General features: G+C 72.7%; 6 protein-coding genes and 1 pseudogene. 4 read left to right on the top strand and 3 right to left on the bottom strand.

Annotated elements, in window-relative coordinates; all coding sequences use genetic code 11:
- The coding region (locus AB7F12_RS31490) for a DUF222 domain-containing protein (protein WP_428518071.1) at positions 1–1,195 on the bottom strand (1,195 nt) is incomplete at its 3' end.
- Positions 1,196–1,709: 514 nt separating this feature from the next.
- Here AB7F12_RS31490 and AB7F12_RS31495 point away from each other — a divergent pair.
- From AB7F12_RS31495 to AB7F12_RS31510, 4 genes are all read left to right on the top strand, one after another.
- A complete protein-coding gene (locus AB7F12_RS31495) occupies positions 1,710–2,003 on the top strand; it encodes a UBP-type zinc finger domain-containing protein (protein WP_428502648.1) in 294 nt (97 codons plus the stop codon).
- A gap of 183 nt (positions 2,004–2,186) precedes the next feature.
- Complete coding sequence (locus tag AB7F12_RS31500) at positions 2,187–2,711, top strand: DUF6328 family protein (RefSeq protein ID WP_428502647.1); 525 nt, start codon at positions 2,187–2,189, stop codon at positions 2,709–2,711.
- A 141-nt stretch (positions 2,712–2,852) separates the two neighbouring features.
- Positions 2,853–3,173: a GlsB/YeaQ/YmgE family stress response membrane protein gene (locus tag AB7F12_RS31505; RefSeq protein WP_428502646.1), complete on the top strand. Its 321-nt coding sequence runs from the start codon at positions 2,853–2,855 to the stop codon at positions 3,171–3,173.
- Between the two features lie 250 nt (positions 3,174–3,423).
- Positions 3,424–4,932, top strand: coding sequence for a hypothetical protein (locus AB7F12_RS31510; protein ID WP_428518073.1), 1,509 nt, complete (start codon positions 3,424–3,426; stop codon positions 4,930–4,932).
- Positions 4,933–4,956: 24 nt separating this feature from the next.
- Here the strand turns inward: AB7F12_RS31510 and AB7F12_RS31515 are convergent, their stop codons facing one another.
- Positions 4,957–6,714, bottom strand: a complete 1,758-nt coding sequence (locus tag AB7F12_RS31515; protein ID WP_428502644.1) for a sigma-54-dependent Fis family transcriptional regulator — start codon at positions 6,712–6,714, stop codon at positions 4,957–4,959.
- 405 nt (positions 6,715–7,119) lie between these two features.
- A pseudogene (locus tag AB7F12_RS31520) lies at positions 7,120–7,331 on the bottom strand (leucyl aminopeptidase); the annotation flags it as partial.

Here is a 7,331-nt window from a genome sequence, read left to right on the forward strand (position 1 = left end):
TTCCACCTCCGTTCGGAACAGACAGCGCCTCGTGGCGCACGTGACAGCCGCGGCAGACCATGGCGAGGTTGTCGATCGCGGTGGTGCCGCCGTGTTCCCACGGTGTCAGGTGGTGGATCTCGCACCATGACGGTGGGCGCCCGCAGCGGGCGCAGCCGCGGTCGCGGGCGGCGACTGCGCGGCGTAGCCCGTCCGGGACGACCCGGGTGGCGCGGCCGACGTCGAGCGGCTGCCCGGCCCCGCCGAGCACGACCGGGACGACGCGGGCGTCACAGGCCAGCATCCGCAGCCCCTCGGGGGTGAGCGTGCCGCCGAGGTCGAGGCAGGCGGCGCGGGCGCGGTTCTCCAGGTCCTCCAGCCGCACGACCACCGACAAGTGCGGGCGTTCCCCACTGGTGGCGGGCAGGTCTGCGTGGTCGAGCACGTAGCCGCAGGCGTCGGCCAACGCCTCGGCCTGCCGCCGCCCCAGCGGCCGCTCCTGCGCGTCCGCGGCGTCGGTCGGGCGGGCACCTGCATCGACCACTGTGGCGATCGCGTCGAACATCACCGGATCGTCGAACCGGCCCTTGATCTTCCCGCCGGAACCGGACGGGTTGCGGGTCAGGAACAGCTCGTTCACCACCGGATCGGGCCGGTCGTCGGGTTCGGGGCCGTCGGCGTCCAGCGCCTCCACCAGCGCGGTGCCCCACACCTGCAGATCCGTGGGCGAGTAGTCCCCCGCCTTCGCGGCGATCTGTTCCTCCGCTGCCGCCCACACCTCCGGCGCCAACCGTCGCGCGGCGTCCGACCCGAGCACACGCGCGACCACCTCGACCTGACGGGCCGAGCACTGCCCGGCGGCGAACACCACCGCCGTCGCCGCCAGCCGCGCGGGCAGCACCGCGCCGTCGAGTGCGACCCGCGCGCACGCCTGCTCCGCCACCACCAGCCGCCGCGCGTCGCCGCGCTCCCACCCCAGCAGATCCGCCAACGCGGTCACCGTGGACCGGTAGCCGCGCTCGGCGAACACCCCACGGCGCTCCAGATCCGCGATCGCGCCGACCGAGACCCGCTCCAACATCCGGACCGCGCCCTCGCACACGCTCAACAGGCCCAGCAGCTCCTCATCCCCCGCGGCCGGCCCGCAGACGGCGGCCAGCTCCGCGCCGGCCTGCTCCAGCAGGCGGTGCGCGGCGGCCAGCCGATCGGGGATCACACCATTCAGTCTAGTCGAACAATAGTTCGAAGATAGGCCGATCGGCGCAGCTCAGCACCCATTCGGCGACCGGCCGACACGCACTCCGCGCAGCAGAACTGGAGGACCCGCGGGCACGCGCCACACGACAGCCGACGCCCACCCGGCAGAACCCCATCCACTGCACGTCAGGGCGGCGGCGACATCTCCCCGCGCCGGCCCCCGACCATCGGCCGCTTCCACACGTCACGTCGCCCCGCCTTCCGTCGTCGTTGCCGGGCGGGTCGTCGACTGCAGTGGACAGTCGGCCAGGGAGCGGCAACCACGGGCGCGCTCGTCCTCGACACCGCCGGGCGCGGCGCTGGCAGCGGCCGGAGGAGCGCGCGGCTCGTCGACGCCCTGTCAACGTGCTGCCTTTCCGGGGCAATCCGGCGACACCGTGCGGCGCACCGCAGGTCAGCACGCTCGCCACCCATCGGCGCCGACGCGCGCGCGTAGGGTCGCGGGAACCGATCACCGACCCGGGAGGCAGCCGATGGCCGAGCAATGCGGGCACCTGGACACGATCCGGGCGGTCGGCCCGAGCGGGCCGGGCTGCCAGGAGTGCCTGGCGACCGGGGGCCGGTGGGTGCACCTGCGGATGTGCCAGAGCTGCGGTCACGTCGGCTGTTGCGACAGCTCGCCAAGCCGGCACGCCACCGGCCACCACCGCGGGACCGGCCACCCGATCGTCCGCTCGTTCGAGCCGGGCGAGGAGTGGTTCTGGTGCTACGACGACGAGATCGCGTTCCTGGTGCCGGAGGCGGGCCCGGCGCCGTCGCATCCCTGACCGCCCGGAATCAGCCTCCCTCGGCCGCGGTGCCACCGGGCCGGTGCCGCCGGGCGGCGACCGGGGCCGGGCGGCCGGGTCGTCTCCGGGGGTGTGCACCGGGCGTATCCGCCACAACGGCGCCTGCAGCGGGCGTGTAGGACCGGGCGATTCGGGTACCTGCTCCGGGAAAGGAGCCAGCCTGTGCCCGACCCGACCACCGCCTCCCGCGTCTCCCGGTCCCCCGGCATGTGCGACGAGTGGAACCACCACCACCGCTCGGAAGCACCCCTGCAGCGGGCCGACCGGAACTTCGCCGAACTCCTGCAGGAGCTGCGTGTCCTCCTGACCAGCGTCCACATCCTGTTCGGCTTCCTGCTCGCGCTCGCGTTCTCCGCGCGCTTCGGTGCGCTGGACGCCTTCCAGCACGCCGTCTTCGTCGTCACGCTGCTCGCGGCCGCCCTGTCCTCGGCCCTGCTGGTGATGCCCGTTGCGGCGCACCGGGTGCTGTTCCAGCGAGGCCGCAAGCCGGAGCTGGTGACGGCGGGCCACCTCGCCGCCTCCGCGGGGGTCGCCGGGCTCGCGGTCACGCTCGTCTCGGCGTTGCTCCTCGTCCTCGACCTCACCGCAGGCCGGGCCATCGCCGTGACGGCGGTCGCCGTGCTGGTCGGGACGGTCGTCGCGCTGTGGCTGGTCCTGCCGATGAGGATGCGCCACCGAGGACACTGACGCCGGCACCCCGCGCATGCTCCGCCGGCACCCTCGCACCCGTGACGTGGTCGATCCCGTCCCTCCGGCGGCGCGCGGAAACGCACCTTGGCGCCGATTCGGTCGCGTTAGCTGCACCCGCCGTGATCTCGTGGTATCTACATGCTCTCCGGGCAGTTGCGCCCGAGTCAGCGGGAGGGCATGATGATCTTCGGCTACAGCATCATCGGCGCGATCATCGTCGGACTCATCCTGGGCGTGCTCGCCAAGTTGTTCCTGCGCGGGAAGCAGCCCGTGCCGCTGTGGCTGACCATCCTGGTCGGCATCGTGGCCGCGATCATCGGCAACTACGTGGCCACGCTGTTCGGCGTGGCTGACACGTTCGGGTTCGACTGGATCCGACACGGCCTCCAGCTGCTCTTCGCGATCATCGGGATCGCCCTGCTCGCCGGGGTGTACGCGAAGAAGGCCGGAACGTCCTAGCGACCGCTGCGCGCCGCGTCCCGGCACGACTCCGCGCGGCGAGCGGCCGGACCCGAGCCGCACGCAGTAACGCGACCGGGGTGCCCGGCGAGTCGTATCGCGACGACGGGAGCGCACGGTGCCACCTCCGGCCGGCGGGCGACGCCGTACCTCGATGCGCCGGCGGGTTGCGGGTGCCGCGCCGCGGCCGCGGGTCGCGAACCCCGTGGAGACCCCCGCGCCGCGGCGGAACCGCAGGGCGATCCTCTGGGTGGTCGGCACCGTCGTGAGCGCCGTCGTCGGCGCGCTCGTGACGCTGAACGTCGACGCGGTCAGGTCGTGGCTGTCCGAGCGGAACCCGGTCGTCGCGTCGTTCTCGCCGGTGGAGCAGCCCGCGTACAACGGGTTCACGCTGGTCGCGCCGGATGCATCGACGGTGCCGGCGGCCGTCGCCGACACCACCGACTGCGATCTGCTGTGGGATCAGGGCGTGCAGGCGGGGGCGATCCCGGTTGACGAGCGGATCCAGCGCCTGGTCATGAGCGGGGAGGCGAAGGACGGCATCGTCGTCACCGGTATGAGGGCGCGGGTCACGCAACGCGGGCCGGCGGACGGCGACGCGGCGCTGTGGTGTCCCGGAGCCGGTGAGCTGTCGCCGATCGGTTTCGCCTTCGATCTCCGCGGAGAACCCGACGGCCCGGCGATCGAGGTCGCGGAGGCGGTCCGCCACTCCACCGATCCGACGGTGCCGGAATCGCCGGTCACCCAGTTCGCGGACGGGTTCGCGATCGCGTTGAAGGAGCACGAGCCCGTTTCGCTCGTCCTCCACACCTCACTGCCGGAGGAGAGCATCCGGTGGTTCGTCGAGGTCGACGTCCTCGTCGGCGGGGAACCGCGCACCGTGCGGATCGACGACGGCGGTGAGGACTTCTACAGCCCGGGGACACGGAAGGAGCCGAACGGCTACCGGACGGGGACGACGGCGGGAGTCGAGTTCGCGGGATGGGGCGTCGTCCCCGAAGGTGTGGTGCACGACTCCGCCGGCGGCCGGGTCGTCGACCACAGTGGGTTGCAGATCCCGGTGCCCGACGGCGAGGTCGACGTCTACCGTCCGTTCGAGGCGGGGATCCCCTCCGGATACCGGGCGGTACGCGTCGACGGCCGGGTCGTCGCACGGTTCAACCCGGCAGGGGTGGCACCGGAGTCGGCGCCGGCCGTGGGACAGGACTGCGGCCAGCTCGGGTCCGGGTACATCGAGTCCGTCTCGGAGGTCTCCCGCCGAGACGTGGGCGGCGTCGAGCGCGACGCCTGGGACGTCACCTGCAGCGAGGGGGCCCGGTTCCGCTACGTACAGGTTCGTCTCGGTGGCGGGACCACCGTGGTGAGCGCCGTAGTCGGCCCGGACGACGACATGGCCGCGGCCGCGGCCCTACTCGACGGCGTTCGCCTCTCCTCGATGCCGCCTGCGGTATCGGCGACGGTCGAACCGGTCGTCGCCCTCGCCGACGTGCCGGCCACCGAGGACGGCCCGGTGTCGGCCCCGACGGACGTCGGCTACATCGTCGAAGCATTCGAGGACTCCCGGGGGGTCGTCGTCCGGTTCGACAAGGTCGACTACCGCGATGGTGCCGTCGGGAACAGCAACCCGGCGATACGCACCGTCATCTCCGACGGGAACGGTTCGACGCCGGACCTGGAGAAGTTCCGACGAGATCACGTGCTGGTCGTCCTCGCCCGCACCGCGGACGGGACGCTGACGGGGTTCGCGGCCGTGAGGTAGCAGGCTCACACAGGGGCGCGCTCATCACGCGTGCAGGCCGGTGATCCCGAACGCGTGGATCTTGCGGTAGAGCGAGGACCGGGACATCCCCAGTTCCTGCGCGGCCTTCTTCCGGTTGCCCTCGGCGTCGTTGAGGGCCTGGATGATGGCGTCACGCTGCAGCGCCTCGATCGGCGTGAGGACGCGCCGGCTCGTGGTGAAGCAGGTCGGCGGGAGATCCTCGCTGCGGAGCTGTCCAGCGGGCCGACGGGACAGCGCGGCCCGCAGCCCGTGCTCGAGTTCGGTGACGTTGCCGGGCCAGGCGTTGCGCTCCAGGACGCGCATGGCCTCGGCAGCGCAGTCCACGTCGCGTCCCGGCGCGAGGCGTTTCAGCAGGAGCGCCACGAGCGCGGGAAGGTCGTCGAGGCGGTGACGCAGCGGGGGAACGGTGACCGAGGTCGCGAATCGGCGGAGCAGGCGGTCATCGGTGGCGGACCCGACCGTGGCGACGACCCAGGGCGCCGCCGGCGCGTGTGCCAGCGCGTCGAGCAGGTCGGCGGCCCGCTCGACGGCATCTGGGGCGAGCCGGTCGAGGTGGCGGAGCACGACGGTCGCCGACGTCGTCCGGTCTCCCGGGACGAGGTCGTCGACGCGCGGGAGGGCGGCGTCCGCGCAGTCGAGGACGGTCAGGCCGGCGGCAGGTGTGTGCTCATGGTGGGCGGCCCGGACCAGCGCGAGCTTGCCGACACCGGGCTCACCGACGATCAGCAACCGTGAGCGGCCACGCGCGGCGAGGCGAACCTGCGTGCACGCGTCCTGCCACTGGGCGGAACGACCGGCCACCCCGGGAAGCCCGGTCGGCGGGCAGGTCCGGCCGGATCGGCGCGGCTGCCGCCCGTCGGCGAGGTGGACCTCGAACACGGCACCGGCGAGCTCGCGGCCCTGGGTGACGGGGTGGCAACGCACGTGGGCCCATCGGCCCCCGAGCGACATCTCGATCACGGTGCCCGGGGCGAGCTGGCGGGCATCGGCGGCGGCGAGCCGCAGCATCTCCTCGTCCGCGGACGTGAGCAGCGCCGAGGCCCGCCGGTTGGCCATGACGACCTCCCCGCTGACCGACAGCACCGCACCACCGCTGCGTCCGCACGCGGCGAGGAACTCCTCGAGCACGAGACGCTGCTGCCTGCTGCCGTCCTCGAGCAGCAGGCGTTCGATGTCGAGGGCCGCCTGATGGACGAGCGCCCGCATCATGGGGTTCGCGTCCTCGGCCAGGCAGCTGAGGTCGATCAGCCCCTCGATCCGGCGGCTCAGCGGGTTGCGGATCGGTGCGCCGGCACACGCGAACGGCATGCTGCGCTCGTTGAAGTGCTCGGGTCCGCACACGAACACCGCCCGGCCGTCCTCGAGCGCGGTGCCCACACCGTTCGTGCCGACATCGGCCTCGGCGTAGCTGAAGCCCGGTGCGAAGTAGACGGTGTCGAAGATCCGGGCGAGCCTGCGCTCGCTGTCCTTGCGGTCGATCAACCGGCCCTGGGCGTCGGTGAGCACGACGCTGACCGGGATGTCGTCGAGCTGCTCCTGCAGCCGCGACATGACCGGTTCGGCGCATCGCGCAAGTCGGCTGTGCAGGTCGATGGCCTCGTCGTAGGGCACGACGGGCTGGTCGATGTCGACGCCCGCGATGCGGGAGCGCTGCCATGACGTGAGGATCGTGTCGCCCACGGCCGTGCGGGCCACGGAACCCGACGACAGGAACTGTTCGCGGGCGGCGGCGACGTGCCGTCTGCGGTTCGGTACGCGCACGGCTGACCCCTTCCGGGCTGTGCGGTGTGGTGGTGTCCCGCGCCGGGGCGCGGACCGAGGGTAGTTCGGCAGCCGGACGGCGCCCAGGTTCTGGCCCAACCACGACCGAACGGCGTGGCAGCGGGTGCGGCTGCGTCGTGCGGTCCGGCGGCCCGGTCCCCGACGCACTGGCGCGGCACCAGCACGGGATAGCCGGACTGGAGGGCGTCGACGGCGGAGAGCTCCGCTCCGGTCGGGAAGTCCGGGTCGGTGAAGCCGTTGACCAGGTCGACTGTCACGATCGCCGGCCGCGTCCCGCGGCGCACCCGCGCGCCGAAGCCGGCGCGGGCGTAGGTCTCGTCCGTGTCCGGTCCGTGCATCCCACCGCTCACCCGCACCCGCCGAACAGGTGCCCCGCACCGGGGATCATCGACGGCTCGCCGGGCGCATCTCGGGCACGGTGAGCTCGCCGGCGTCGACGATGAGGTCGTCGTCGAGGTAGAGGGAGTTTCCGCGCATGGGGATGTCGAAGTGGCAGGCGGTGTTGTTGGGTCCGCCGAGTTCGTTGTTGGGGCCGATGGAGAACATGACGTTGCCGTAGAAGCTGCGTAGTTCCATGCCCATGCCGCCGCCGAACT

Source organism: Pseudonocardia sp. (genome assembly GCF_050250275.1).
In the GTDB taxonomy this organism is placed as follows: domain Bacteria; phylum Actinomycetota; class Actinomycetes; order Mycobacteriales; family Pseudonocardiaceae; genus Pseudonocardia.